Genomic DNA, 26,182 nt, shown 5'->3' on the forward strand with positions numbered 1-26,182 from the left:
GACTGCGCGGGCGCACCGTGCTCGTGGCGGGCGGACGGGTCTCCGGGCTTGCGACGGTCCCGCCGCTGCAGGATCTCGGTGCTCACGTCCTGGTCACCGACTCCGACTCCGGCGCTGTCGCGAAGGCGGAAACGCTCGGTGCCCGAGGAATACTGCAGGACGATCTATTGGCGAACCCGGCATCGTTCGACGACATCGCCCTCGTCGTCACGAGCCCGGGATTGCGCGTCGACTCGCCGGTGCTCGCCGCGGCAGCCGGTCGCGGCATCCCGATCTGGGGTGACATCGAGCTGTCGTGGCGCATCGACAGGGCCGGGCTGTACGGACCGCCGACGCAGTGGCTCGTCGTCACCGGCACGAACGGCAAGACGACCACGACGTCGATGGTGGCGTCGATACTGGAGTCGGCAGGGATCGAGAGTGCGGCGTGCGGCAACATCGGCCTCCCGGTGCTCGACGCGTTGCGTCGGGATCCGCATCCGGCCGCGCTGGCCGTCGAGCTGTCGTCGTTCCAGCTCTTCTGGGCACCGTCGGTGCGTCCGGAGGCGGGCGTCGTGCTGAACATCGCCGAGGATCATCTGGATTGGCACGGCGGTATGGACGGCTACGTTCGCGCGAAGGCGGGCGCGTTGACGGGGCGCGTCGCCGTGGTGGGCCTCGACGACGCGCGGGCCGCGTCACTGGCCTCGGATTCACCCGCCGAACGCGTCGTCGGATTTCGCCTGGGTGAGCCGTCGGTCGGCGAGCTGGGCGTCGTGGGTTCCGATCTCGTCGATCGTGCGTTCGCCGAGCACACGTCGTTGATCTCGGTCGACGACGTGCATCCTGCGGGACCCGCGGGCGTCATGGATGCGCTCGCTGCGGCTGCAGTGACGCGGGCGATCGGCATTGCGCCCGACACGGTTGCGGACGGGCTGCGTTCCTATCAGGTCGGGCCGCATCGCAACGCGGTCGTACGAACCGTTGCGGGCGTGACGTTCGTCGACGACTCGAAGGCCACCAACCCGCATGCCGCGCGGTCGTCGCTGCTCGCGTACGACCGCATCGTCTGGATCGCCGGAGGGTTGCTCAAGGGTGCGGCGGTCGACGAATTGGTTGCCGAAGTAGCTCCGAGGCTCGCCGCGGCGCTCGTCATGGGCCGTGATGGGACGCAGATCGCAGAGGCTGTGGCGCGACACGCGCCGGATGTTCCCGTCGTGACGTTCTCGACGGGAGACGATGCTGATGTGACTCGTGTGGCTGAAGATGCTGATGTAGTGATGCAGGCCGTCGTGCGCGAAGCCGCCCGCCGAGCCGAACCCGGAGACACCGTCCTCCTCGCGCCTGCTGCGGCGTCTCTCGACATGTTCGTCGACTACGGGCATCGCGGTCGCAGTTTCGCCGATGCGGTCTCGGCGCTCACCGACTCCGATGTGGTCGACGGCGGCGAGCAGTCATGAGCACCGGCACCCCGCGCGCCGGAGCACGCGCCAGGGTCGGAGTGTGGCTCGGACGGCCTCTCGCGTCGTTCCACCTGATCGTCACGGTCGCGGCGCTGCTGACGCTGCTCGGCCTGGTGATGGTGTTGTCGTCCTCGGCCGCGGAGGCGTATGCAGCCGACGGGTCGGCGTACTCGCTGTTCACCCAGCAGCTGATCGGTGTGGGTCTCGGCGTCGTCGCGTTCTACATCGCACTGCGAATGTCCGTGCGCTTTCTGCGCAAGATCTCGTTCCCGGTGTTCTGCCTGTCGATCGTGCTGCTGATGATGGTCCTGATACCGGGCATCGGATCCGAGGGAGCGGACGGCGCGCGCCGGTGGTTCAACGTCGCGGGCGTCTCGTTCCAGCCGTCGGAGCTGGCGAAGGTCGCGCTCGTGCTCTGGGGCGCGCACATCCTGGCATCCCGGCGCAGTGAGCACGCGAGCCTGAAGTCGCTGTTGATCCCGTTGGTTCCGGCAGCGCTGCTGATGGCCGGGCTCATCGTGCTCCAGCCCAACCTCAGTACGGCGATCGCGGTCGGCATCATCCTCGTGTCGCTGTTGTGGTACGCCGGTCTCAATGCGCGCCTGTTCGCGATCATCCTGGGCGGCGGTCTGGCCGCGGCGACCGTGCTCGCGTTCACGGCAGGCTACCGATCGAACCGCATCAAGGCGTGGCTCAATCCCGGTGACGATCCCCAGGGCCTCGGATATCAGTCGAACCAGGCCAAGTTCTCGCTCGCGGACGGCGGACCGTTCGGTGTGGGTCTCGGGCAGAGTCGCGCCAAGTGGAGCTACCTCCCGAACGCGCACAACGACTTCATCTTCGCGATCATCGGCGAAGAACTCGGTTTCATCGGATGCATGGCCGTCCTCGGACTGTTCGCGCTGTTCGTCTTCACGGGCCTGCGCATCGCGATGCGGTCGGTCGATCCATTCCTTCGACTGCTGGCTGCCGGGTCCACCACCTGGATCTTCGCGCAGGCGATGATCAACATCGGATACGTCGTCGGTCTGCTTCCGGTGACCGGTCTGCAGTTGCCGCTCGTCTCGTACGGCGGTTCGTCGACGGCGATCACGCTGTTGATGTTCGGCATCATCGCGAACGCCGCGCGGCACGAGCCCGAGGCGATCGCCGCGCTGCACGCGGGCCACGACAGCCGACTCGACCGTGTCCTGCGCCTGCCGATGCCGTCGTCGTTCTCGCCGATGCGCGCGGCAGCCGCACGGTCGAAGTCGACGCGGCCTGCCCTCGACGGTCGTGCGCGCCGCTCGCTCGAGCAGCGCGCCGGGGACGCCAGACGTCCCGTGCGCGCCGACGCAGGTGTTCGTGCTGGTAGGGACGGTCGGGTGCCGTCCGGCGGACGCCAGCCCGAACCGAGTCGGCGGTCTGCACGGCAACCCGGGATGCAACGCCGACATCCGGATGGGCGAGGATACGGACGGTGAACGTACGTACGAGTCCGAAGTCCGTCGTCCTCGCGGGAGGGGGAACCGCGGGTCACATCGAGCCGGCGATGGCTGTTGCCGATGCGCTGCGCGAGCTCGATCCCGATGTCCGTATCACCGCGCTCGGCACATCTCGTGGCCTCGAGACCACGCTCGTGCCGGCGCGCGGCTATCGACTCGAACTGATTCCGCCGGTCCCGCTTCCGCGTAAGCCGACGGTGGACCTGCTGAAGCTGCCCGGGCGCGTCGTCGCATCGGTCCGACGCACGCGGAAGGCGCTGAAGGATGCCGACGCCGACGTGCTCGTCGGATTCGGGGGATACGTGGCACTGCCTGCGTACCTGGCGGCACGCGGTGGTCTCGGCAAGCGTCGTTCCGTACCGATCGTCGTGCACGAGGCGAATGCGAGCGCAGGTATAGCGAACAAGGTCGGAGCCCGGCTCGCGACGCGTGTCCTCGCGGCCGTGCCCGGATCCGGTGTCTCGATGCGCGGCGCCCGGGATGCCGAAATCGTCGGAATCCCGGTGCGGCCGACCATCACCGGGTTGGACCGCGTCGCGTCCCGTGCCGCGGCGCGTGAGCACTTCGGTCTTCCCGCCGAGGGGCCGGTGCTGCTGGTGTTCGGCGGATCGCAGGGTGCCAGGTCGCTCAATCAGGCGGTGTCCGGGGCCGCGTCGGCACTCGCCGACGCGAAGGTGTCGGTTCTGCACGCACACGGCCCGAAGAACACCGTCGACGTCGGACCCACCGACCCCAGCGCGCCGTACGTGGCCGTGCCGTACGTCGATCGGATGGATCTGGCGTACGCCGCAGCCGATCTCGCCGTCTGCCGCTCGGGCGCGATGACCGTCGCCGAGGTGTCCGCGACCGGACTGCCCGCGGTGTACGTTCCTTTGCCACACGGAAACGGTGAGCAGGAGCTGAACGCGCGGCCGGTCGTCGACGCCGGTGGAGGTTTGTTGGTGACCGACGCGCAGATGAACGAGAATTTCGTGGCGACGGAGATCGTCGGCCTGATCACCGATCCCGAGCGGCTCGGGTCCATGGCGCGAAACGCGGCCGGGGCAGGCCACCGCGACGCGGCGGCGACCGTCGCGAAGATCGTGCTCGACGTCGCGTCGGCACACGAGAACGGCGCGCTCGCGACGTGAAGACCGAAGGGGACGTGATGACCGAAGGGACGGACATGTCCGAGCTTCCCGCAGAGCTCGAGCGGGTACACATGGTCGGCATCGGCGGAGCCGGCATGTCCGGTATCGCCCGTATTCTGCTCGCCCGCGGCGGACAAGTGTCCGGCTCGGACGCCAAGGAGAGCCGGGGCGTACTCGCGCTGCGTGCCCGCGGCGCCGAAGTGCGGATCGGGCACGACGCGTCGGCGCTCGACATCCTGCCCGGCGGACCCACCGTCGTCGTCACGACGCACGCCGCCATTCCCAAGACCAATCCCGAGCTCGTCGAGGCGCGCAAGCGCGGAATTCCGGTCGTGCTGCGCCCGGCCGTGCTGTCGTCGTTGATGGAGGGCTACCGCACCCTGCTGGTGTCCGGCACGCACGGCAAGACGTCGACGACGTCGATGCTGGTCGTCGCGCTGCAGCACTGCGGCTTCGATCCGTCGTTCGCGGTCGGCGGCGAGCTCAACGAAGCCGGAACCAACGCGCATCACGGCAGCGGAGACGTGTTCGTCGCCGAGGCCGACGAGAGCGACGGGTCGCTGCTGCAGTATTCGCCGAACGTCGTCATCGTCACCAACATCGAGGCCGATCACCTCGATTACTTCGGCACCGCCGAGAAGTACGTCCAGGTGTTCGACGACTTCGTCGCCAGGCTCGGCGAGGGCGGTGTCCTCGTGGCGTGCATGGACGATCCGGGCTCGGCTGCGCTCGCCAAGCGAGTGCACGCCCGCGCGATTCCCGGCGTTCGGGTTCTCGGGTACGGATCCGAGGATGTCGACGCGGGGGACGTCGAAATGGCCGTCCGGCTGCTCGGCTGGGAGCCCGAAGACGCGGGTGGCGTCGCGCAGTTGCTCGTCGCGGGGGAGGACAAGCCGCGCACGCTGCGGCTGGGCGTGCCCGGACGGCACACGGCGTCGAACGCGTTGGGTGCATTCACCGCCGGCTTGCAGGTCGGTGCGGACATCGACGACCTTCTCGCGGGCCTCGCCGGCTTCGGAGGCGTGCACCGACGGTTCCAGATTCGCGGTCGCGAGCACGGCATCCGGGTGTTCGACGACTACGCGCATCACCCCACCGAAGTTCGAGCGGTGCTCACCGCAGCGCAGCAGCTGGTAGCCAGCGCGGCAGGGGAGAACGGCGAGCGCGGACGTGTCGTCGTGGTGTTCCAGCCGCATCTCTACTCGCGGACCGAGACGTTCGCGTCGGAGTTCGGCGCCGCGCTCAGTCTCGCCGACGAGGTCGTCGTGCTCGATGTCTACGGTGCCCGCGAGGAACCGCTGCCCGGTGTCACCGGAGCCTTGGTCGCCGCCGCGGTCACCACGCCGGTGAACTATCAGCCGGATCTGTCGCTCGTCGCGAAGCAGGTCGCCGGGCTGGCCGCGCCGGGCGACGTCGTCATCACGATGGGTGCGGGTGACGTCACCATGCTGGCCGGGCCGATACTCGACGCGTTGCGTTCGAAGACCGACTTTCGAACTGGGCAACGCCAGGCATCGGAGTGAATGCTCGCTCGGGGCGGTCCGAACGACCGCCCGGCACCGACGCGAACCGACGCGATCGGCGTCGAGCACGGTCGCGCAATTCCGAAGATGTCGCAGCCGATCCGTCACCCGAGGCGCTCGACCGCGAACGCCGACGTGCCGCGCGCGAGGAAGAACGCCGGCGGGTCAAGCGATCTCGTCGACGCGGGCTCCTGATCGCGTCGGCGGTCGTCGCCGTGATCGTCGCGGGCGTGATCGCCGTCTACTTCACCCCGTTGTTGACGGTGCGGTCGATCGAGGTCGACGGGAACTCGTCCGTCTCGAGCGAGGAGATCGTCGGCGATCTGGCGATTCCGCTGGGGGAACGCCTCGTTCACGTCGACACGGGTGCCGCGGCGCAACGCGTCGCGGGAATTCCCGCGCTGGCGTCGGCCCGTGTGCAACGCATGTACCCATCGACGGTGCGCGTCACCGTCGTCGAGCGCGTTGCGGTGGTGTTCGTCGACCAACCGGACGGCACACACCTTCTCGATTCCGACGGCGTCGACTTCGCGGTCGCACCGCCGCCGCCGGGGACGGTGCGTCTGGTCACCGACACTCCCGGCGTCGACGATCCGGCAACGGAAAGCGCTCTGGCAGTGCTCGATTCGCTTCCGGAATCGTTGCGCGGCATGGTCGGGGAGGTGCGCGCGTCGTCGATCTCGGACGTGTCGATGCTGCTGCTCGACGGACGAACGCTGGTGTGGGGCAACCGAGACAATGCCGAGCGGAAATCCGCTGTGGCTCTTGCTCTCATGTCGCAGCCCGGACAGATACTGGACGTCTCGAGTCCGGACCTTCCGACGACCAAGTAGATTGTCCTTACATCGGTCCGAATCCCACGCGACACACGAATCACAATTTCTTCGGTGTCGCTCGGCGCGCCTAACGGCGGATGGTGGCACCGATGCATAGCGTTCCCTCCAGTCGAATACTTGACATAACACTGAGCCTGTGGTTGAGGTTGAGGGTTTCCGTCGAGACTTCGACACCAGCAGAACCACGGACCACACAGCAATCAGCTTCATCAGTCAATACGGAAGGCGAGAGCCCATGACGCCCCCGCACAACTACCTCGCCGTAATCAAGGTCGTCGGCATCGGCGGCGGCGGCGTTAACGCGGTCAACCGCATGATCGAACAGGGACTCAAGGGAGTCGAGTTCATCGCGGTGAACACCGACGCGCAAGCGCTGCTGATGAGCGACGCCGACGTCAAGCTCGATGTCGGTCGCGAACTCACGCGCGGACTCGGCGCAGGTGCCGACCCCGAGGTCGGTCGCAAGGCTGCCGACGACCACAAGGACGAGATCGAAGAGGTACTCAAGGGTGCCGACATGGTGTTCGTCACGGCCGGTGAGGGTGGTGGAACCGGAACCGGTGGCGCCCCCGTCGTCGCGAACATCGCACGCAAGCTCGGTGCACTGACCGTCGGCGTCGTGACGCGTCCGTTCTCGTTCGAGGGCAAGCGACGCGGCGGCCAGGCCGACTCGGGCATCCAGCAGCTCCGCGAGTCCTGCGACACGCTCATCGTCATTCCGAACGACCGTCTGCTCCAGCTCGGCGACGCGGCCGTCAGCCTGATGGACGCGTTCCGCAGCGCCGACGAGGTGCTCCTCAACGGCGTGCAGGGCATCACGGACCTCATCACCACCCCGGGTCTGATCAACGTCGACTTCGCCGACGTCAAGGGCGTGATGTCCGGTGCAGGCAGCGCGTTGATGGGTATCGGGTCGTCCCGCGGTGAAGGTCGCGCCATCAAAGCTGCCGAGGCTGCGATCAATTCACCGCTGCTCGAAGCGTCGATGGAAGGTGCTCGCGGGGTGCTGCTGTCGATCGCGGGTGGATCCGACCTCGGTCTGTTCGAGATCAACGAAGCTGCCTCGCTCGTTCAGGAAGCAGCCCACATCGACGCCAACATCATCTTCGGCACCGTCATCGACGACTCGCTCGGCGACGAGGTGCGCGTCACCGTCATAGCGGCCGGGTTCGACGGCGGTACGCCGACGCGTCGTCCCGTCGAGGCAGCTCCCGCGTCGGGACGCGGCCCCATCGGGTCGGCTCGATCGGGCGAGGTGTCCTCGCGTGGGCAGGAGTCGACCGAGTCGGGTGCGGTGTTCCGTGACCCCGTCGGCGCTCCGACGAGCAGCAACCTTCCGCCGCTGTCGACGTCCGGCCCCGGTTCGAGCCAGCCGCCGAGCCGTGACTCGGGACGTCGCGTTCCCGTCTCCGACGACGACGGTGACGATGACGTCGACGTACCCTCGTTCATGCGTCGCTGACACGAGCGAACGCGCGCACGAGAGGAACGAGAACACTGAGTTTCAAGGTACGTCGAGTGTCCACCACACGTGCCGGAGGTGTCTCGGCGCCTCCGTTCGACAGCTTCAACCTCGGCGACCACGTCGGCGACGAGCCGTCGGCCGTGGCCGCCAATCGTGAGCGTCTCGGTCGCGAGCTCGGGCTCGGCTCGGATCGTCTCGTCTGGATGGAGCAGGTGCACGGGCGAACGGTCGCCGTCGTCGACGAGTCGACGGTGGGGCCGGTCCCGGTCACCGATGCTCTGGTGACGACGACGCCCGACCTCGGTCTGGTCGTGCTGACCGCCGACTGCGTCCCGGTTCTCCTGTCCGACGAGGAGGCGGGTGTCGTCGCGGCGGTGCACGCAGGCCGAGTGGGGGCCAGGATCGGCATCATTCCCCGCGTTCTCGATGTCATGGTCGAGCAGGGCGCCGAACTGTCGCGTATCGGCGCGTTCCTCGGCCCCGCGGCCAGCGGCAGGCAGTACGAAGTGCCCGCGCACATGCAAGCGGACGTCGAGAAACACCTGCCCGGCAGTGCGACGACCACCGTGCGCAAGACGCCGGGTCTCGACATTCGGGCCGGGATCCGGAAGCAACTGCTCGACGCCGGTGTGTCCGGTGTCGCGGTCGATCCTCGGTGCACGATCGAGGACCGGACCCTCTTCAGCCACCGTCGTGAAGCACCGACCGGCAGGTTGGCCAGTGTGGTCTGGATGGACACGTCCGCGGGCGAGCAGGCGTCGTGACTCCCGAGGCAGGCCGCGTCCAGGAGATCGAGGCGGCGTTGACCGCCGTCCGCGAGCGTCTTCACGCTGCATGCGAGGCCGCCGGGCGCCACGACGACGTCATGCTGCTGCCGGTGACGAAGTTCTTCCCGGCGAGCGACGTCGAGATCCTGTACCGACTCGGATGCCGCGAGTTCGGAGAGTCACGGGAGCAGGAAGCGACGGCGAAGGCGGCGGAGCTGCACGAGACGTTCGCAGACGCTCCCGCCAAGTGGCACATGATCGGTCACCTTCAACGCAACAAAGCCAGAGCCGTTGCACGCTGGGCGCATTCCATACATTCGGTCGACAGCGACCGACTCGTGGACGCGCTCCAGAAGGCGGTGCGACGGGCGCACGACGACGGCGACCGTACGACGCCGCTGAACGTGCTGATTCAGGTGAGTCTCGACGGCGACGTGCACCGAGGTGGTGTCGAACGCGCGGACCTCGCAGCGCTCGCCGACCACGTCGCATCGCGACACGACCTGTCCTTCGCGGGACTGATGGCCGTCCCGCCGCTCGGTGCAGACCCGGATGCCGCGTTCGCCGACCTCGCGCAGCTGCATCGCGACATCCTCGCCGACCACCCCGGTGCGACGCAGTTGTCCGCCGGCATGACGTCCGATCTCGAGTCCGCTGTTCGACATGGATCGACTTGCGTGCGTGTCGGAACCGCAATACTCGGTTCTCGGCCGATAGCCTCGCCAGTACAGACCACGGATCACTCCAGTCACAACTGACACACGGATTGACCACACTGACCGGAGTGGAGCCAGCGGAATGACCAGACTGATCCGGAGTCGAACCGGCGGAACAACCAGACTGATCCGGAGTGGAGCCAGCGGAATGACCAGACTGAGCGGAAGGCACGATTGATGAGCACCCTGCACAAGTTCAAGGCGTACTTCGGCATGGTTCCTCTCGCGGACTACGAGGACGACTACCTGGACGAGCCCGATACGCATCGGGGCTCGCGCGGCCGCGACCCGTACGCCGACGACGATCGTGGTGACCGCGAGTTCGCGAAGCCGAGCTTCAGCTCGCGTCGCCCGTCGCGTGCGGAGCTCGACGACATCGACGACGAGTACGACGACTACGAGGCCCCGCGTCAGGCACCGACGTTGGCGCCGATCGGCGGTCGGTCCTCGCGACCGACGTCGGTCGGTCGAGGCGCCGCGACGAGAGGCAACCTGGCAGTGGACACGCGAATGGACGTACGCGCGGAGACGCGTCGCAGCCCGGTCGTCGACGACCAGAGCGCTCTGTCGAAGATCACCACGCTGCGTCCCCGCGATTACAGCGAGGCCAGGACGATCGGTGAGCGTTTCCGTGACGGCACTCCCGTCATCATGGACCTGGTCGAGATGAGCAACGCCGACGCCAAGCGTCTCGTGGACTTCGCGGCGGGCCTTGCGTTCGCTCTCCGCGGATCGTTCGACAAGGTGGCGACGAAGGTGTTCCTTCTGTCGCCTGCGGACATCGACGTGTCGCCGCAGGAGCGACGTCGAATCGCCGAGACCGGCTTCTACAGCCAGCAGTGACCGTATTTTCGAGGTGAAATACCCGGCGGTTCGATCGAGCGTTTCAGGTCTCTGACCTGCTCGCTTTGATCGAACCGCTTTTTTCGGGCAGAGTATGAGCTGTGGCCTTGTTCGCGGTTCTCTACTTCGTTCTGTTCATATTCTGGCTTCTGCTGATCGGCCGCATTATCGTCGAATTCATCAGGACGTTCGCGCGTGATTGGCGCCCGTCGGGAATTGTGGTGGTATTGCTCGAGGCGATATTCACGGTGACCGATCCGCCGGTCAAGCTGCTTCGCCGTCTGATACCGCCGGTGAACCTGGGTGGGGTTCGTCTCGACTTGTCGATCATGGTTTTGTTGTTCGGGGTATTCATCCTGATGACGGTCGTACGGAGTTTGGGGTCGTAGCAGTCGATACTTCGGTGAAAGACTTCGGGGCGCGCGCGACCTGCGCAAACCGATGTGACAGAATGGACGCCAGTTACAGTTTGTTTGTTCCGGACCGTGTGGAATGGGATATAACTGAATGCTTGCTCTACCGCCTCAAGACGCGTGAAGGGATCCTTCCATGCCGCTGACTCCAGCTGATGTGCACAACGTCGCGTTCAGCAAGCCGCCGATCGGTAAGCGCGGCTACAACGAAGACGAGGTAGACGCCTTCCTCGATCTCGTCGAGCAAGAGTTGTCGCGACTCATCGAAGAGAACGCAGACCTGCGCCAGCGGGTAGGTGAACTCGATCAGGAACTGTCCGACGCCAAGAGCAACGCTCGCCAGAGCGGTGGCTCCTCGCAGCAGCCTGCTCCGGTTCAGAAGGTCCCCGAGCCTCAGCGCCCGGTCGAGCCGCCGAAGCCTGCGCCCGTCGTGGCGCCCACCCCTGCTCCCGCACCTGCGGCAGCTCAGAGCGGTGGAGACTCGAACATGCAGGCCGCGAAGATTCTCGGCCTCGCGCAGGAGATGGCCGACCGCCTGACGAGCGACGCGAAGACCGAGTCCGAGCAGTTGCTGGGTAACGCTCGTACCAACGCCGAGCGTCTCGTCACCGACGCGCGCACGCGGTCCGAGGCGATGGTGTCCGATGCACGTCAGAAGTCGGAGTCGTTGCTGTCCGACGCTCAGACGCGTTCCGAGACGCAGCTCCGGCAGGCCAAGGAGAAGGCCGATGCCCTTCAGGCCGATGCAGAGCGCAAGCACACCGAGATCATGGCGACGATCAACGAGCAGCGCTCGGTCCTCGAAGGCCGCATCGAGCAGCTCAAGACGTTCGAGCGTGAATACCGTGTTCGCCTGAAGTCCTACCTCGAGTCGCAGCTCGAAGAGCTCGAGAACCGCTCGTCCGCTCTTCCCGTCGACAACGGCCAGGACAGCTTCAACCAGGACAATCAGTCGTCCGGGTACAGCCAGTCGTACGCCAAGGGGAACAACTGAGGTTGCTCGCCTGAACGCGTCGTGCGTCACGGCCGACCCCGGGTCTGAACAACGCCGAGAGGCGCATCGGGAGCGGGGTGGGTCGTGCTGGTACTGACGCTGTGTGCGGCCGCGGTCGGATTCGCGTTGCTGGTCATCGCGTTGATGACCGGCTCGGTCCTGTGGGCGTGGGGTTGCATCGTGGTGTGTGTCCTCGGTGCGGTTCTGCTCCTCGCCGGTGCGTTGATCGGGAGGAAGACCCCGCCCGATCGGTAGTGCAACACCGACGGGGATCCGGTTTGCATCCGTCGTTACAATCGTTGTCAGGCGTCGATCCGGCTATCACCGGGGAGCCTTCGGAAGAACGGCGGGACCACGCGTCTCGCTCAGTAGAACCGAACGGGTCGGCCCGTCACAGCCGTTACGGAAAGTGGCTCGGAGAATCGTCTGACGATCTTCGTGCAAACGGGGTGGTACCGCGGTATCGGCGTCCACACGCCGACGTCGTCCCCGTGCCGAATCTTTGTTCCGCTCCACGCGAGCGGTTGGCACGGAGGAGTGACCACCATGACCGACGTCGAGTCCTCGTCGCGCGAGTCGTATCCGCTCGTCGACTACGCCGGCAGCAAGGCCGGTAGCGTCTCGTTCCCCGAACTCGAGCAGAAGGTTCTCGAGGCGTGGGCCGCCGACGGGACGTTCCGAGCGAGCGTCGAGAACCGCGCGGACGCCGAGGAGTTCGTCTTCTACGACGGCCCTCCCTTTGCCAACGGCCTTCCTCACTACGGGCACCTGCTGACGGGTTACGTCAAGGACCTCGTACCGCGCTTCCAGACGATGCGAGGCAAGAAGGTCGAGCGTCGATTCGGCTGGGACTGCCACGGACTGCCTGCCGAGCTGGAAGCAGAGAAGCAGCTCGGCATCAAGGACAAGTCCGAGATCGACGAGATGGGTCTCGCCAAGTTCAACGACTACTGCAAGCAGTCGGTGCTGCGGTACACCGACGAGTGGCGTGACTACGTCACCCGGCAGGCGCGGTGGGTCGACTTCGACAACGATTACAAGACCCTGGACACGGACTTCATGGAGTCCGTCATGTGGGCGTTCAAGACCCTGTACGACAAGGGCCTGATCTATCAGGGCTACCGCGTGCTCCCGTACAGCTGGTACGAGCAGACGCCGTTGTCCAACCAGGAAACTCGCCTCGACGACGCCTACAAGATGCGTCAGGATCCGGCCGTCACCGTCACGATGCCACTGTCCGCGCCGGACTCGGTGCTGGACGGCGCGAACGCGCTCATCTGGACGACGACGCCGTGGACGTTGCCGTCCAACCTCGCGATCGCGGTTCATCCCGAGGTGCGCTACGTGCAGGTCCGCGGAAGCGACGGCGAACGCTACGTGCTCGCGGCGGAACGCGTCGCACACTATGCGCGTGAACTCGGCGACGAGCCGGAGGTGCTGTCCGAGCACGTCGGAGCCGATCTCGTCGGACTGACGTACGCGCCGCCGTTCGACTTCTTCCTCGGGCACCCGAATTCCCATCGGGTCCTCGACGCGGAGTACGTCACCACCGATTCCGGTACCGGAATCGTCCACCTCGCACCGGCTTTCGGTGAAGAGGACATGGATGTCGCGACAGCCAACGGCATCGAGGTCGTGCAACCGCTCGACCCGGGTGGCAAGTTCACCTCGCTCGTACCGCCGTACGAGGGCCTGATGGTGTTCGACGCCAACCCGGTCATCATCAAGGACCTCAAGGCGTCGGGACGGCTGCTGCGGCACGAGACCATCGAGCACTCCTACCCGCACTCGTGGCGGTCGGGTCAGCCGCTCATCTACATGGCGGTCCCGTCGTGGTTCGTCGCGGTGACGAAGTTCCGCGACCGCATGGTCGAGCTGAACCAGCAGATCACCTGGGTTCCCGAGCACATCCGCGACGGCCAGTTCGGCAAGTGGCTCGAAGGTGCCCGAGACTGGAACATCAGCCGAAACCGCTACTGGGGCAGCCCGATTCCGGTGTGGACGTCGGACGATCCCGAGTACCCGCGCATCGACGTCTACGGCAGTCTCGACGATCTGGAGCGAGACTTCGGCGTGCGGCCGGACGATCTGCACCGTCCGTACATCGACGACCTGACGCGTCCGAACCCGGACGATCCGACGGGCAAGTCGACGATGCGTCGTGTTCCCGAGGTACTGGACTGCTGGTTCGAATCCGGGTCGATGCCGTACGCACAGGTGCACTTTCCGTTCGAGAACGAAGACTGGTTCCACACGCACAACCCCGGCGACTTCATCGTCGAGTACAACGGTCAGACGCGCGGCTGGTTCTACACGCTGCACGTGCTGGCGACGGCATTGTTCGATCGTCCCGCGTTCAAGACCGTTGCGGCACACGGCATCGTGCTGGGCGACGACGGACTGAAGATGAGCAAGTCCAAGGGCAACTACCCCGACGTGAAGGAGGTGTTCGACCGGGACGGCAGCGATGCGATGCGCTGGTTCCTGATGTCGTCGCCGATCCTGCGCGGCGGCAACCTGATCGTCACCGAGCAGGGCATCCGTGAGGGTGTGCGCCAGGCGTTGCTGCCGATCTGGAACGCGTGGAGCTTCCTGCAGTTGTATGCGGGCAAGCCGGGCACGTGGCGTACCGATTCGCCGCACGTCCTGGACCGGTACGTGCTCGCGAAACTGTCGGCGACACGGGACGCCATCACCGATGCTCTCGAGGTCGACGACATCGCCGGTGCGTGCGACGAACTGCGTACGTTCTGCGACGCACTCACCAATTGGTATGTGCGACGGTCGCGTTCGAGGTTCTGGAGCGAGGACTCCGACGCTATCGACACGTTGCACACGGTGCTCGAGGTGCTCACACGCCTTGCGGCGCCGCTGCTTCCGCTGATCAGCGAAGTGGTGTGGCGCGGTCTCACGGGTGGTCGATCGGTGCACCTCGCGGACTGGCCGGCGCAGCTGGATCTGCCGTCGGACCCCGAGCTGGTGAGCTCGATGGACGAGGTGCGGTCGGTCTGCTCTACCGTGCTCGGTCTGCGCAAGGCGCAGAACCTGCGGGTGCGGCTGCCGTTGCCCGAGGTCACGGTTGCCGCCGAGGACGCCGAGCGTCTGCGTCCCTACGCCGACATCATCGCGGACGAGGTGAACGTCAAGAAGGTCGATCTCACCGACGACGTCGCGGTGCACGGCAAGTTCGAGCTCGTCGTGAACGCGCGCGCCGCAGGCCCGCGCATCGGCAAGGACGTGCAGAAGGTCATCAAGGCGGTCAAGGCGGGGGAGTGGTCCGAGGACGAGAGCGGCACCGTCAGTGCCGCCGGAATCGAGCTGCTGCCGACCGAGTACACCCGCAAACTGGTTGCCGCCGAACCGGATTCGACGGCCGCGCTGCCGGGCAACGCCGGTCTCGTGGTGCTCGACTCGCAGGTGACGGCCGAGCTCGAAGCCGAAGGCTGGGCCAAGGACCGCATCCGTGAACTGCAGGATGCGCGTCGCAGCCTCGGTCTCGACGTGTCGGATCGAATCGAGATCGTCGCGTCGATTCCGGCCGACCGGCAGCAGTGGTTCGACACGCACCGCGATCTGATCGCCGGTGAGGTCCTCGCGCTGTCGATCGTCGACGGCGATCCCGGTGCCGACGGCGTCGACCTGGGTGAGAGTGTGCGTGTTCGGATCACACGAGCGCAGTGACGATCGAGGAGTCGGTGGAGGGCATCGTCCGTCGGGTGTTGTCCTCCGCGCGTGACGGTGTCGTGCCGATCGTCGCCGTCGGTGATCCGGTCCTCCGGGTTCCGGCGTCGGCGTACACCGGTCAGTTGGAAGCGCGCACCCTGGGGCGTGTGATCGATGTGATGCGCGAGACGATGCGCGATGCACCGGGCGTGGGACTGGCTGCTCCGCAGATCGGCGTGCCGTTACGCATCGCCGTGATCGAGGACGAGTACGACGTCGCACCCGAGGTTGCCGCGGTGCGCGAACGGACGCCGGTGCCGTTTCGCGTGGTGGTGAACCCGACGTACGCCGAGATCGGGCCTGCGCGCCGTTCTTTCTACGAGGGGTGTCTGAGCGTTCCGGGATATCAGGCGGTCGTGTCGCGGGCAGCCGACGTTCGCCTCGAATGCACCGACCACGACGGGCGGGAGGTGGTCGAGACGCTGCACGGCTGGCCGGCGCGCATCGTCGCGCACGAGACCGACCACCTCGACGGCGTCGTCTACCTGGACAAGGCCGTCACGCGGTCGATCGCCGCCACCGACGTGTACGTCGACCGATGGGCGGACGCGTCGCCGCATCGGGCCGCCGCCGCGTTGGGCTTCGCGCTCGACGAATGATCACCTGTCGGAAGTCCGGGAGTACGTTTCGTCCATGACCGACTCACGCAGTCGACGGTGGGTTCTGCATCTCGACATGGATGCGTTCTTCGCGTCCGTCGAGCAGCTGACCCGTCCGACGCTGCGTGGACGGCCTGTGCTGGTCGGCGGCGCGGGTGGGCGTGGCGTCGTCGCAGGATGCAGCTACGAGGCCCGCGTGTTCGGCGCGAGGTCCGCGATGCCGATGCACCAGGCGCGACGACTCGTCGGCGCAGGTGCCGTCGTGCTGCCGCCTCGCGGTGCGCTCTACCAGGTGTTGAGCCGCCGCGTGTTCGAGAGTCTTCGCACGCGCATGCCGGTGCTCGAGCAACTGTCGCTCGACGAGGCATTCGGTGAACCGGCCGAACTCGCCGGTGCGACGGCCGCCGAGGTCGAGGAGTTCTGCGAGTCGTTGCGAGCACTCGTTCGCGAGGAAACTGGATTGATCTGCAGCCTGGGAGCCGGGTCGGGAAAGCAGATCGCGAAGATCGCGTCGGGGCTGGCGAAACCCGACGGCGTCACGGTGGTGTCACCCGGCGAGCAGACGGCTCTGATGGCCGCGCTGCCGGTTCGCAAGCTGTGGGGGATAGGTCCTGTCGCCGACGAGAAGCTGCGGCGGCTCGGTATCGACACGATCGGGAAGTTCGTCGCCACACCCGAATCCGAGGTGGCCTCGATTCTGGGCGGCACCGTCGGTCCCAGCCTGCACAAGCTTGCACGAGGAATCGACGATCGAGCCGTCGCGGAACGTGCCGAGGCGAAGCAGGTGAGTGCCGAGACGACGTTCGCGCACGACCTGGTGACGCTGGCTCAGCTACGCGCCGCGGTGGACAAGAGCGCGGACGCCGCGCATCGACGGTTGCTGAAGGACGGCCGGGGGGCGCGCACGATCGTGCTGAAACTGCGCAAGTCGGATATGAGTATCGTCACCCGTTCGGTGACACTGCCCTACGCGACCGTCGACAAGCAGACCATCGTGGCGGCCGCCCAGCGGCAGGTGCTCGATCCCGTCGAGCTGGGTCCCATCCGCCTCGTCGGTGTCGGTCTGGCCGGACTGTCCGCTGTGCAACAGGGTTCGTTGTTTCCGGAGTTGGAGCACGATTCCGAGGATTCACCTCGCGAACAAACGACGGCGGCGGAAATTGTGGCATCGGTAAGAGAGCACGGTCCGAAGTGGCACCCGGGCATGGACGTAAGGCATCCTGAATACGGACACGGGTGGGTCCAGGGGGCTGGCCACTCCGTGGTGACGGTTCGTTTCGAGACGCGATCTTCAGGACCCGGTCGTGCTCGTACCTTCGCCGAGGGAGACACGATGCTCGAGGTAGCGGACGCGCTCGGAAGTCTGGAATGAGGCTCGGGCCGCAGAAGCTGAGGAACGGGAGTGGAGCCTGCAGGAACGACCTTGCCGGTGGGACGGGAGTGGAGCCTGCAGGAACGACCTTACCGGTGAGTAGGCAATTCCTGGCCGGGTGGCTCGTGTCCTGGCATAGTGGAGCCGCCTGAAACGAACGACCCGATGACCCGCCGGCGCCGACGAAGTGGCGCCGGCTACGCGAAAAGACACGCAGAAGAACTGAAGGGACAGAGCAATTGAAGCTTCGTAACACCCGACGGGCACTGGTTGCCGGCGTCGCGATCGCCGCCACGCTGACGATGACCGCATGCAGTTCCGGTGACGACGAGGGAGGAAACGACGCCACGACGTCCGCGTCGGTTGCGTCGACCACCGCTACGACCGAGGCTCAGAGCGACTACCCACCTGTTCCCACCGCCGAGGAGCTCAACCAGGAGCTTGCTCGTGGACTCGACCCGGCCGTGCCGGTCGAGGAGAAGGCTCAGCTCATTCAGGGCGCCGAGGCCGATCCCGAACTGATCAACCAGGTTGCCGCCGCAGCTGTCCAGAACGGCGCGGAAATCGTCATCACGAGTGTCGACGACCTCGGAGACGGCACGCTCAACGCGGGTGCCACCCTGACCATCGGCGGACAGGCCAACCCCGGCAACTTCACCTTCGTCGCAGAGGACGGCGTCTGGAAGCTGTCGAAGGAGAACGCCTGCAGCTTCGTCCAGCTCGCGCAGCTGACGTCGCCTGCCTGCGCATGATGCGTTAGTTTCACGGCTTCATTCGATGCCGGTGTTCGGTTCTTCACGAACCGAACACCGGCATCGGTGTTTCTACACCCCGCGGGCGACGCCGCGGATTTCGTCCACCGCGGCCTGCGCGAGCGCGGACAACGTGGCGTCGTCGACGCCGTCCTCGTCGGTCGCGACCACCTGAACGACAGTCGAATCCACGACGGCGACGACGACGTCCGACACGAGCGTGAAGCCGCCGCTCTCGATCTGCAGCCGGGCCGCCACCGACGCGTCACCTGCCGTGACGTCGCCGCCGCGGCCCGAGAGGGTGTACGCGACGTCGATTCCGTCGGCGTCCGTTCCGGTGAACGTGGCGCATTCGGCGAAGGTCGCCTGGACGGCGGCAAACGCGTCGGCAGCACCCCGATCGACGTAGCTGGCGGCGTCCTCGTCGATCGACGAGAAGTCGGGACCCGAGTAGCGCACCTCGGCCGACGCGGCCGCGTCGGCGAACTGCTGCGAGATTGGCGCCAGGACATCGGCGCAGCGCTGCGGGTCGGTGCCCGACTGGTCCGGTGCGTCGTACTCGGGCGCCGGATCGAGTCCGAGGTCCCGTACCGGGTCGGGGATGACGGTGTAGCCGGGCGGCAGCGACTCCAGCGGGATCATCGCCGACTGCAGCACCGAAGAGTCGGTGATCGGCGGACCGGCCAGCGGGTCCGGTGCGGACACTGCCGCCGGTGCAGGCGCGGTAGTGCTGGGCGCGGTGTCGTCCGAGTTCGCGCCGCAGGCCGCGGACACCACCGCGCACGTCCCCAGTACCACGGCGAGGCGCAGGCGACCGGTCACGACGTCGTCCATCGCAGCGAGTCGGTGATGTTCTGTCCCAGCACGGTCGTCCCCTCGGGGTCGCTGTACTGCTGCGTACCCCCGACGGACACGTCGCCACTCACCGGAAGTGGCTTCGTCAGGTCGAGTTCGACCGTTCCCGACCCGGACATGACGTAGGAATCGATGTTCAGACTGCCGGCTTCGTCGGGGAGGTCGAGCGTCGTCGACGCGGGGGTCTGGTCGATCTGCAGATCGATGGTGAGACGGTCGCCGTCGCGGGCGCGCAACGTGGCCCGGGTGACCTGGTTCAGCGTCACACCACTGATGACCTGTTGTGAGGTGGTCCATACCGCGCCGACGCCGACATCGCCCTCGGGGAACGACACCGAGCGGTAGACCGCCTGATTGAGTGCCTGTTCGATCGCGGCTCTGGCCGAGTCCTGTGCCTGTTCGGAGGGTGTGATGCTCAGCGCGGTGACGGCACCGGTGTCGGTGACCGTCAACCCGGCAGCCGAACCTTCCGACGGCGCAAGAGCGTCCGTCAGGCGCTGGTCCGCCGACGTCGCCTTTCCGATGGACAGCGCAACCTGGTCGCCGTCGGGCGACGCGGTCAGGGGAAGCGTCAACTCCGGAGTCGAGAAGTCCTGGACGGCCTGGTCGTCGATCTGCTGCGTCACCGTGGAGCTGGTGACGAGCTGTACCGATTGCTCGCCGTCGTACGCGGGGGTCAGCGGCGAGCGCGGCTCGGCGCCCGGGTCGACCAACGTCGTCGTCACCGGCGTGACCGGAAGCGACACGCTCGTCGGCGTCGACGTGGCCTCGGTGTCGGCGGATGCACTGTCGTCGGACGAGCTGCACGCGGTCATCACGGCTGCGGCGGCGACCAGCGCCGCGAGGGCGCGCAGGCGCCGCATCGGAGTTTCGGAAGTCGAGATCACGGGACCAGGCTACGGATGCGCGGGGCCCGGGCGCGGCCACGCGTCGGTCGAATGCCCTCCCCGATAGGTCGGATGTTCGGCATGCACATGTGATGCTTCATGATGGAGGGGTGAGTGACGACCGTCCAGCCGACCCCAAACCCCCAGAACAGCCCGACGAGAACCCCGGCGCGGAAGCCGAGGTGGCGTCGACCAAGCCGTTGCGCACCCGGATGCTCGTCCTGATCGCCGCGGTGATCCTCGCGTTGGACCTCGTCACCAAGATCGCGGTCGTTCGATGGATCGAGCCCGGCAATCCCGTCGAGATCATCGGCGACGTCGTGACTCTCCGTCTCGTCCGCAACCCCGGTGCGGCGTTCTCGATGGCCACCGGTATGACGTGGTTGTTGACGATCGTCGCGGTGTGTGTCGTCATCGGCGTGATCCGAATCGGGCGGACGCTGCGGTCACCGCTGTGGGCTCTCGGCCTCGGACTGGTTCTCGGCGGCGCGCTGGGCAATCTGATCGACAGGTTCTTCCGCGCGCCCGGGCCACTGCAGGGACACGTCGTCGACTTCGTGTCGGTGGGCTGGTGGCCGGTGTTCAACGTCGCCGACTCGTCGATCGTCTGTGGCGCGATCCTGCTCGTCGTGTTGAGCCTGTTCGGATTCGAGCCGAACGGCACCCGGGCGCACTCGAAGAAGTCCGCGGCAGCGTCGACCTCGGCGGCCGACGAATGAGGGAATCACGGTCGATGCCGGTTCCCGACGGCCTCGACGGAATGCGCGTCGACGCGGGCGTGTCACGGCTGCTCGGGTTGTCCCGAAACGTCGTCGCGACGCTCGCCGAGGAAGGGTCGGTCGCCGTCGACGGCACGGCGGTGGGCAAGTCCGACCGGCTTTCTGCGGGTACGTGGCTCGAGGTGGAGCTTCCCGAGCCTGCTCGGGAGCTGACGATCGAGGCCGAACCCGTTCCCGGGATGGACATCCTGTATGCCGACGACGACATCGTCGCGGTCGACAAGCCGGTCGGCGTCGCGGCGCACGCGAGTGTCGGATGGACCGGTCCGACGGTCATCGGCGGTCTCGCCGCGGCGGGCTACCGCATCTCGACGTCCGGTGCACACGAGCGTCAGGGCATCGTGCATCGGCTCGACGTCGGTACGTCCGGCGTGATGGTGGTCGCGACGTCCGAGCGCGCGTACACGATTCTGAAGCGGGCATTCAAGCAACGAACCATCGAGAAGCGCTATCACGCTCTCGTGCAAGGCCATCCGGATCCGAGCAGCGGAACGATCGACGCGCCGATCGGGCGCCACGGCAGCAACGACTGGAAGTTCGCGGTGCGCGCGGACGGCAAGCCGAGCGTGACGCACTACGACACCATCGAGGCGTTCCAGGCGGCAAGTCTGTTGGACGTGCACCTCGAAACCGGTCGTACGCATCAGATTCGCGTGCACTTCTCGGCGTTGCGACACCCGTGCTGCGGCGATCTGACGTACGGCGCCGATCCGCGGCTGGCCGAGAGGCTCGGTCTGGAGCGTCAGTGGCTGCACGCCAAGTCGCTGGGGTTCGCGCATCCATCCGACGGTCGATGGGTCGAGATCGAGAGCAAGTACCCCGCCGACCTCGAACACGCCCTCGAGGTACTGCGAAACGCATGATGCGGGTAGGTGGCCTCGTCGAGGGCGTCGTGATCGCGGCGGCTGCGGTCGGGCTGTGCGCCGTCGTCGGAATCGCGAAGCCTCTGCCCGTGGCCGGTGTGAGCACTGATCGTCTGGGACCCGATTCGGGGGAGACCGTCGCCGAGTACACCGGCCGCGCGCGGGCCGGACTGGCCGAACCGGGTGACTCCGAACCTCGTTGGGCGCTCGTGTCGTTCGACACGTACGTCTCGCCCGGACAGTCGTTCTCGGCAGCGCGGGGTGAACGGATCGCCCAGGTGCTGATCCGGGTTCCGATCGAGCGAGTACAGACGCGAGTGCTCGCCATCGGTGTCCCGGGCACCGACGCGTCCGTGAACTCTGCGCTCGACGTCGCCGCGACGGAGCTGCATGCGGGAGTCGGGCAATGGGACCGGCAGGCGCAGATCGACGCGGCGTCGGTCACTCGTCTCGCGGCGGGGTGCGACTGTGTCGTCGGTCTCGTCGTGCGCGCGGATCCGCCCGCGCTGACGGCGATCGAGAACGAGCCGGGCGTCCGTGCCGTCGAGGCACTGCCGGCGGACGCACGCGCAGGTCATTTCGCGGTTCGTGCACTGTTGCCCGACTACACCGACGTCGTGGGTGCGCTCCCCGATGACGGTCCGATCCCGGTGCCCTAGACACGCGGGGCTTCGGACACACCGACGACTGCGGATCTGTCGCTGCCGAGTAATAGAGTGGGGGCACTTCCGCCGACCTGCCTCGGCCGCTCGACCATCCAGCTGTGCCGCTCGACCCTCAGGAGAGAACCTTCGTGGCTGACTCGTTCGTTCATCTGCACAACCACACCGAGTACTCGATGCTCGACGGGGCGGCGAAGATCGCGCCGCTGTTCGCAGAGGCGAACCGCCTGGAGATGACGGCCGTCGGTATGACCGACCACGGCAACATGTACGGCGCCAGCGAGTTCTACAACGAGGCCAAGAAGGCAGGCATCAAGCCGATCATCGGCATCGAGGCGTACATCGCTCCCGAGTCGCGCTTCAACAAGAAGCGCGTGTTGTGGGGTGACCGCAACCAGAAGTCGGACGACGTCTCCGGTAGCGGCGCGTACACCCACATGACGATGGTCGCCGAGAACGCGACGGGTGTCCGGAACCTGTTCAAGTTGTCGTCCCTGGCCTCGATCGAGGGTCAGCTCGGCAAGTGGGCTCGCATGGACGAGGAGATCATCGCCCAGCACGCCGAGGGCATCATCGCGACGACGGGCTGCCCGTCGGGAGAGGTGCAGACGCGTCTGCGCCTCGGTCACGACCGGGAAGCGTTGGAGGCGGCCGCCAAGTGGCAGGAGATCTGGGGCAAGGACAACTTCTTCCTCGAGCTGATGGACCACGGTCTGTCGATCGAGCGACGTGTCCGCGAAGGTCTGTTGGAGATCGGCAGAAAACTCGACATTCGGCCGCTCGCCACCAACGACTGCCACTACGTCACCAAGGACGCGGCCGAGAACCACGAAGCGCTGCTGTGTATCCAGACCGGTAAGACGCTGAGCGACCCCACCCGGTTCAAGTTCGACGGCGACGGCTACTACCTCAAGTCCGCGGCCGAGATGCGTCAACTGTGGGACGGCGAGGTTCCCGGTGCGTGCGACAGCACGTTGCTCATCGCCGAGCGTGTGCAGCCGTACGACGACGTCTGGGCTCACCGCGATCGTATGCCGATCTTCCCCGTGCCGGAGGGAGAGACGCAGGGGTCCTGGCTCGCCAAGGAGGTCGACAAGGGCCTCGAATGGCGGTTCCCGAACGGGGTGCCGCAGGAGTATCGCGATCGCGCGAAGTACGAGATCAGCGTCATCCTGGAAATGGGCTTCCCGGCGTACTTCCTCGTCGTCGGTGACCTCATCGCGCATGCTCGCGACGTCGGCATCCGCGTCGGACCCGGCCGTGGTTCCGCTGCAGGCTCGCTCGTCGCATACGCGATGGGTATCACCAACATCGACCCGCTGCCGCACGGTCTGCTGTTCGAGCGATTCCTCAACCCCGAGCGCGTGTCGATGCCCGATATCGATATCGACTTCGACGACCGTCGCCGCGGTGAAATGGTGCGCTACGCGACGGAGAAGTGGGGTAGCGACCGCGTCGCGCAGGTCATCACGTTCGGCACCATCAAGACCAAGGCCGCCATCAAGGACTCCGCGCGCGTCCAGTTCGGTCAGCCCGGTTTCGCGATCGCCGACCAGATCACCAAGGCGCTGCCGCCGCCCATCATGGCGAAGGACATCTCGGTCGCCGGCATCACCGATCCGGCGCACGAGCGGTACAAGGAAGCGACCGAGGTCCGTGCGCTCATCGACTCCAATCCCGATGTGGCGACCATCTACAAGACCGCTCGCGGACTCGAAGGTCTGATCCGCAACGCCGGTGTGCACGCCTGCGCGGTCATCATGTCGTCGGAACCGCTCACGGATGCGATTCCGGTGTGGAAGCGCGCGCAGGACGGCGCCATCATCACCGGCTGGGATTACCCGTCGTGCGAGGCCATCGGCCTGCTCAAGATGGACTTCCTGGGTCTGCGGAACCTGACCGTCATCGGCGACGCCATCGACAACATCAAGTCCAATCGCGGCATCGACCTCGATCTCGACACGCTGGGCCTCGACGACCCGGCGACGTACGAATTGCTCGCTCGCGGTGACACTCTCGGCGTGTTCCAGCTCGACGGCAGCGCGATGCGAGACCTGCTGCGACGCATGCAGCCGACCGGGTTCGAGGACATCGTCGCCGTGCTCGCGCTGTACCGCCCCGGTCCGATGGGCATGAACGCGCACAACGACTACGCCGACCGCAAGAACGGTCGACAAGAGGTCAAGCCGATTCACCCCGAGCTCGAAGAACCGCTCGCGGAGATTCTGAAGGACACGTACGGCCTGATCGTGTATCAGGAGCAGATCATGCAGATCGCGCAGAAGGTCGCCGGGTACTCGCTCGGTCAGGCCGACATTCTGCGTCGAGCGATGGGTAAGAAGAAGCTGTCGGTGCTGGAAGAGGCGTATGCCGGATTCCGCGACGGCATGCTCGCCAACAACTTCTCCGAGCCCGCGATCAAGGCGCTGTGGGACACGATTCTCCCGTTCGCCGGGTACGCGTTCAACAAGTCGCACGCCGCAGGCTACGGACTCGTCTCGTACTGGACCGGTTACCTCAAGGCCAACTATCCAGGTGAGTACATGGCCGGACTGCTCACCAGCGTCAGCGACGACAAGGACAAGTCTGCGGTCTACCTCGCCGACTGCCGCAAGCTCGGCATCACAGTGCTTCCTCCGGATGTCAACGAGTCGGAGCTGAACTTCGCGTCCGTCGGCAAGGACATCCGATTCGGTCTCGGCGCCGTGCGCAACGTCGGCACCAACGTCGTCGCGTCGATCATCAGAGCGCGCGAGGAGAAGAGCAAGTACACCGACTTCTCCGACTACCTGAACAAGATCGACGCGACCGCGTGCAGCAAGAAGGTCACCGAGTCGCTGATCAAGTCCGGTGCGTTCGATTCGCTCGACCATCCGCGCAAGGGCTTGATGCTCATCCACGCCGACGCCATCGATTCGGTGATGGGCACGAAGAAGGCCGAGGCCATCGGTCAGTTCGATCTGTTCGGCGGCGAGGACGCCGACGAGTCGATCAGCTCGGTGTTCAATGTCCGTGTGCCGGACGAGGAGTGGGACTCCAAGCACCGGCTCGCGCTCGAGCGGGAGATGCTCGGCCTGTACGTCTCCGGACATCCGCTGATGGGCGTCGAGCACATGCTCGCTGCGCAGTCGGACACCAACATTCCGGCCATCCTCGAAGGTGACGTCAAGGACGGAACGCAGGTCACGATCGGCGGCATTCTGGCGTCGGTCAACCGCCGCATCAACAAGAACGGTCTGACGTGGGCGTCGGCGCAGCTCGAGGATCTCGTCGGTGGCATCGAAGTGTTGTTCTTCCCGCAGTCGTACTCGGTGTTCGGCGCCGACGTGACCGAGGACTCGGTGGTTCTGGTGAAGGGGCGCGTGTCGGTGCGCGACGATCGGATCTCGATCATCGCGAACGACCTTGCCGTGCCGGATCTGTCGGCCGTCGGTGTCGCGAAGCCGTTGGCGGTCATGTTGCCGACGCGGTTGTGCACGGCCGACAAGGTCGGTGCGCTCAAGCGCGTGTTGATGAGTCACCCGGGGACGTCGGACGTGCACTTGCGTCTGGTCAGCGGCGACAAGGTGACCGCACTCAAGCTCGACGACAGTCTGCGCGTCACTCCGACGTCGGCGCTGATGGGTGACCTGAAGGCTCTACTCGGTCCCGGCTGCCTCGCCGGCTAGCGGACCGGTAGCCGTTACACGACAGTTGCTGGTACACGACAGTGGCCGGTGCCGACGAAGATTCCGTCGACACCGGCCACTGTCGTGCAGTCAGTTGCGCAGTTGTTCGGTTGACTTCAGGATCCACCACGCGACGACGGTTGCTGCTGCGGCACCGAGGACGGCGACTTGCAGTGACGTGGTGAGAGCGAGCGCGCCGACGAACACGAGCACACCGAGAATCAACGACTCGACCTTGTACACCGGCCACGCGGTCCCGGCGATGTCGACGGTGTGTACCTGCGCGCGCCTGCGGGTAGGGATGCGGGGGACTGCGTAGGTCATTGCGCGCTCCGTTCGGCTGTGCTGCGTACTTGCTTCAGGGTATACGCATCGCAGGTTTCGGTCCACCGAAACTTCTTCTGTCGGC

General features: G+C 66.3%; 23 protein-coding genes. 20 read left to right on the forward strand and 3 right to left on the reverse strand.

The annotated features are described in order from the left end of the window. Window positions 1-2: 2 nt before the first annotated feature. The 16 genes from murD to A3K89_RS01100 all read left to right on the forward strand — a co-directional run bounded on the left by murD (window position 3) and on the right by A3K89_RS01100 (window position 18,059). The gene (murD, locus tag A3K89_RS01030; protein WP_084423516.1) at window positions 3-1,439 is read left to right on the forward strand and encodes a UDP-N-acetylmuramoyl-L-alanine--D-glutamate ligase; all 1,437 of its coding nucleotides are present in this window, start codon (window positions 3-5) and stop codon (window positions 1,437-1,439) included. Continuing rightward, the gene (gene ftsW, locus A3K89_RS01035) at window positions 1,436-2,905 is read left to right on the forward strand and encodes a putative lipid II flippase FtsW (protein WP_240930841.1); all 1,470 of its coding nucleotides are present in this window, start codon (window positions 1,436-1,438) and stop codon (window positions 2,903-2,905) included. Before murD ends, ftsW begins: the two co-directional genes overlap by 4 nt. After that, window positions 2,902-4,056: an undecaprenyldiphospho-muramoylpentapeptide beta-N-acetylglucosaminyltransferase gene (murG, locus tag A3K89_RS01040; protein ID WP_068420683.1), complete on the forward strand. Its 1,155-nt coding sequence runs from the start codon at window positions 2,902-2,904 to the stop codon at window positions 4,054-4,056. Before ftsW ends, murG begins: the two co-directional genes overlap by 4 nt. Window positions 4,057-4,091: 35 nt before the next feature. Beyond that, a complete protein-coding gene (gene murC, locus A3K89_RS01045; RefSeq protein WP_068420952.1) occupies window positions 4,092-5,579 on the forward strand; it encodes a UDP-N-acetylmuramate--L-alanine ligase in 1,488 nt (495 codons plus the stop codon). Next, window positions 5,576-6,412, forward strand: coding sequence for a cell division protein FtsQ/DivIB (locus tag A3K89_RS01050; protein ID WP_254303366.1), 837 nt, complete (start codon window positions 5,576-5,578; stop codon window positions 6,410-6,412). The genes murC and A3K89_RS01050 overlap by 4 nt, the downstream gene beginning before the upstream one ends. Before the next feature lie 238 nt (window positions 6,413-6,650). Continuing rightward, the gene (gene ftsZ, locus A3K89_RS01055) at window positions 6,651-7,877 is read left to right on the forward strand and encodes a cell division protein FtsZ (RefSeq protein WP_068420685.1); all 1,227 of its coding nucleotides are present in this window, start codon (window positions 6,651-6,653) and stop codon (window positions 7,875-7,877) included. 35 nt (window positions 7,878-7,912) lie between these two features. Next, the gene (pgeF, locus tag A3K89_RS01060) at window positions 7,913-8,644 is read left to right on the forward strand and encodes a peptidoglycan editing factor PgeF (protein WP_068420687.1); all 732 of its coding nucleotides are present in this window, start codon (window positions 7,913-7,915) and stop codon (window positions 8,642-8,644) included. Then, complete coding sequence (locus tag A3K89_RS01065) at window positions 8,641-9,405, forward strand: YggS family pyridoxal phosphate-dependent enzyme (protein ID WP_068420689.1); 765 nt, start codon at window positions 8,641-8,643, stop codon at window positions 9,403-9,405. The genes pgeF and A3K89_RS01065 overlap by 4 nt, the downstream gene beginning before the upstream one ends. 135 nt (window positions 9,406-9,540) lie before the next feature. Beyond that, on the forward strand, window positions 9,541-10,206 hold the full coding sequence (locus A3K89_RS01070) for a cell division protein SepF (RefSeq protein ID WP_068420690.1): 666 nt from the start codon (window positions 9,541-9,543) through the stop codon (window positions 10,204-10,206). 101 nt (window positions 10,207-10,307) lie between these two features. After that, on the forward strand, window positions 10,308-10,595 hold the full coding sequence (locus A3K89_RS01075; RefSeq protein ID WP_068420693.1) for a YggT family protein: 288 nt from the start codon (window positions 10,308-10,310) through the stop codon (window positions 10,593-10,595). A gap of 160 nt (window positions 10,596-10,755) precedes the next feature. Further along, window positions 10,756-11,613, forward strand: coding sequence for a DivIVA-like cell division protein Wag31 (gene wag31, locus A3K89_RS01080; protein WP_068420695.1), 858 nt, complete (start codon window positions 10,756-10,758; stop codon window positions 11,611-11,613). Window positions 11,614-11,697: 84 nt separating this feature from the next. Continuing rightward, window positions 11,698-11,868: a hypothetical protein gene (locus tag A3K89_RS25920; RefSeq protein WP_165839562.1), complete on the forward strand. Its 171-nt coding sequence runs from the start codon at window positions 11,698-11,700 to the stop codon at window positions 11,866-11,868. A 291-nt stretch (window positions 11,869-12,159) separates the two neighbouring features. Beyond that, complete coding sequence (gene ileS / locus A3K89_RS01085; RefSeq protein ID WP_068420956.1) at window positions 12,160-15,294, forward strand: isoleucine--tRNA ligase; 3,135 nt, start codon at window positions 12,160-12,162, stop codon at window positions 15,292-15,294. Continuing rightward, on the forward strand, window positions 15,291-15,935 hold the full coding sequence (locus A3K89_RS01090; RefSeq protein ID WP_068420697.1) for a peptide deformylase: 645 nt from the start codon (window positions 15,291-15,293) through the stop codon (window positions 15,933-15,935). Before ileS ends, A3K89_RS01090 begins: the two co-directional genes overlap by 4 nt. A 34-nt stretch (window positions 15,936-15,969) precedes the next feature. Further along, window positions 15,970-17,307: a DNA polymerase IV gene (locus A3K89_RS01095; RefSeq protein WP_068420699.1), complete on the forward strand. Its 1,338-nt coding sequence runs from the start codon at window positions 15,970-15,972 to the stop codon at window positions 17,305-17,307. Between the two features lie 239 nt (window positions 17,308-17,546). Next, on the forward strand, window positions 17,547-18,059 hold the full coding sequence (locus A3K89_RS01100; protein ID WP_068420701.1) for a hypothetical protein: 513 nt from the start codon (window positions 17,547-17,549) through the stop codon (window positions 18,057-18,059). A 72-nt stretch (window positions 18,060-18,131) separates the two neighbouring features. On the opposite strand, the gene A3K89_RS01105 is transcribed toward A3K89_RS01100, so the two are convergent. Together A3K89_RS01105 and A3K89_RS01110 are read right to left on the reverse strand one after the other, a co-directional pair. Further along, the gene (locus A3K89_RS01105) at window positions 18,132-18,881 is read right to left on the reverse strand and encodes a hypothetical protein (protein ID WP_254303367.1); all 750 of its coding nucleotides are present in this window, start codon (window positions 18,879-18,881) and stop codon (window positions 18,132-18,134) included. Then, window positions 18,878-19,777 carry a hypothetical protein gene (locus A3K89_RS01110; protein WP_068420705.1) on the reverse strand — a complete coding sequence of 300 codons (900 nt, stop codon included), beginning with the start codon at window positions 19,775-19,777 and terminating at the stop codon, window positions 18,878-18,880. Before A3K89_RS01110 ends, A3K89_RS01105 begins: the two co-directional genes overlap by 4 nt. A 236-nt stretch (window positions 19,778-20,013) precedes the next feature. Here A3K89_RS01110 and lspA point away from each other — a divergent pair, with 236 nt between their 5' ends. The 4 genes from lspA (at window position 20,014) to dnaE (ending at window position 25,773) form a co-directional block, all read left to right on the forward strand. Further along, entirely contained in the window at window positions 20,014-20,520 is a 507-nt protein-coding gene (gene lspA, locus A3K89_RS01115; RefSeq protein WP_240930854.1) for a signal peptidase II, read from the forward strand. Beyond that, window positions 20,517-21,443, forward strand: coding sequence for an RluA family pseudouridine synthase (locus A3K89_RS01120; RefSeq protein ID WP_068420709.1), 927 nt, complete (start codon window positions 20,517-20,519; stop codon window positions 21,441-21,443). The genes lspA and A3K89_RS01120 overlap by 4 nt, the downstream gene beginning before the upstream one ends. Next, complete coding sequence (locus A3K89_RS01125) at window positions 21,440-22,102, forward strand: hypothetical protein (protein ID WP_084423505.1); 663 nt, start codon at window positions 21,440-21,442, stop codon at window positions 22,100-22,102. The genes A3K89_RS01120 and A3K89_RS01125 overlap by 4 nt, the downstream gene beginning before the upstream one ends. Window positions 22,103-22,236: 134 nt before the next feature. Beyond that, window positions 22,237-25,773 carry a DNA polymerase III subunit alpha gene (dnaE, locus tag A3K89_RS01130; RefSeq protein ID WP_068420963.1) on the forward strand — a complete coding sequence of 1,179 codons (3,537 nt, stop codon included), beginning with the start codon at window positions 22,237-22,239 and terminating at the stop codon, window positions 25,771-25,773. A 90-nt stretch (window positions 25,774-25,863) separates the two neighbouring features. Here dnaE and A3K89_RS01135 read toward each other — a convergent pair whose 3' ends face one another. Then, window positions 25,864-26,097 (reverse strand): hypothetical protein, encoded by a 234-nt coding sequence (locus A3K89_RS01135; protein WP_068420711.1) that lies wholly within the window; start codon window positions 26,095-26,097, stop codon window positions 25,864-25,866. Between the last annotated feature and the right edge of the window lie 85 nt (window positions 26,098-26,182).

It is taken from the genome of Rhodococcoides kyotonense, assembly GCF_001645385.1.
Taxonomy (GTDB): domain Bacteria; phylum Actinomycetota; class Actinomycetes; order Mycobacteriales; family Mycobacteriaceae; genus Rhodococcoides; species Rhodococcoides kyotonensis_B.

Coding starts and splice junctions, on each gene's coding strand:
- A3K89_RS01095 (WP_068420699.1), top strand. CDS start 15,970: ATGACCGACTCACGCAGTCGACGGTGGGTTCTGCATCTCGACATGGAT.
- A3K89_RS01125 (WP_084423505.1), top strand. CDS start 21,440: ATGATGCGGGTAGGTGGCCTCGTCGAGGGCGTCGTGATCGCGGCGGCT.
- A3K89_RS01120 (WP_068420709.1), top strand. CDS start 20,517: ATGAGGGAATCACGGTCGATGCCGGTTCCCGACGGCCTCGACGGAATG.
- wag31 (WP_068420695.1), top strand. CDS start 10,756: ATGCCGCTGACTCCAGCTGATGTGCACAACGTCGCGTTCAGCAAGCCG.
- lspA (WP_240930854.1), top strand. CDS start 20,014: ATGCTCGTCCTGATCGCCGCGGTGATCCTCGCGTTGGACCTCGTCACC.
- A3K89_RS01110 (WP_068420705.1), bottom strand. CDS start 19,777: ATGCGGCGCCTGCGCGCCCTCGCGGCGCTGGTCGCCGCCGCAGCCGTG.
- A3K89_RS01135 (WP_068420711.1), bottom strand. CDS start 26,097: ATGACCTACGCAGTCCCCCGCATCCCTACCCGCAGGCGCGCGCAGGTA.
- ftsZ (WP_068420685.1), top strand. CDS start 6,651: ATGACGCCCCCGCACAACTACCTCGCCGTAATCAAGGTCGTCGGCATC.
- A3K89_RS01070 (WP_068420690.1), top strand. CDS start 9,541: ATGAGCACCCTGCACAAGTTCAAGGCGTACTTCGGCATGGTTCCTCTC.
- ftsW (WP_240930841.1), top strand. CDS start 1,436: ATGAGCACCGGCACCCCGCGCGCCGGAGCACGCGCCAGGGTCGGAGTG.
- murC (WP_068420952.1), top strand. CDS start 4,092: ATGTCCGAGCTTCCCGCAGAGCTCGAGCGGGTACACATGGTCGGCATC.
- ileS (WP_068420956.1), top strand. CDS start 12,160: ATGACCGACGTCGAGTCCTCGTCGCGCGAGTCGTATCCGCTCGTCGAC.